The organism is Phytoactinopolyspora endophytica, from assembly GCF_004138495.1.
GTDB classification, from domain to species: Bacteria; Actinomycetota; Actinomycetes; order Jiangellales; family Jiangellaceae; genus Phytoactinopolyspora; species Phytoactinopolyspora endophytica.
In genome coordinates this window covers 133,335-134,036 of the sequence record NZ_ML142855.1, presented here as the reverse complement: position 1 = coordinate 134,036, position 702 = coordinate 133,335, and the positions used below count along the sequence as shown (strand labels likewise).

Here is a 702-nt window from a genome sequence, read left to right as displayed (position 1 = left end):
GATCCCGGCGATCTCCTCTTCGGAGACGCCCACCGGAATGAATTGGGCCAGCTGGCCGTCGTCACCGATAACGCCGAGGGCACCGTAACGGCAGTCCACGAGGTTCGTCGCCGAGTCCACGATCCGCCGAAGGACGGTTTCGAGTTCCAGGTCCCTGCCGATGGCCACCACAGCTTCGAGCAGCGAGTGCACACCATCCCGCGCGGCCACTACCGCCTGCAGCCGTGTCTGTACCTCCGTCAGGAGTTCATCCAACGGCAGCTTCGGCAACAGCTGACCGGCATCAGAGTCCATGTGCGAGCCTTACCCTCCTCCGCTCCGCGCATAGTCTTTCACCTCTGACCTGCAGTGTCGAGAGGCACCCCTCGCGTCGTGGGCCAGTGGGAACTCGATGTGAAAGCCGTGCGTACACCGCACGCCGTCACTCGCCGTCGAAGTCGCCCGCGGGGCGTCAGCGCCTGGCCGACAAAGCGATGAAAGAAATACGGATACGAGTGAACTGCCGGCCGATTCGCGACGTCCAACACAATACGAGGTCCACCCCAGCGAGCAAGCGAAATGCGTACGCGCGGCCACGGTGGGTAAGTATCTCGACAGGACGAACGAGGAAGAAGGACGACATGTCGAACAGCATCGGTCACGAGACAATGTGCACGAGCTATGGGCGGACAGTCGAGGTCGGCAGGCTCCGCCTGCCCGGCG

Annotated in this window: 1 pseudogene; it reads right to left on the bottom strand. The window is 63.2% G+C overall.

Annotation, left to right across the window (positions count from 1 at the left end):
• Positions 1–294, bottom strand: a pseudogene (locus ELR45_RS37940) (histidine kinase); the annotation flags it as partial.
• Positions 295–702: the final 408 nt, after the last annotated feature.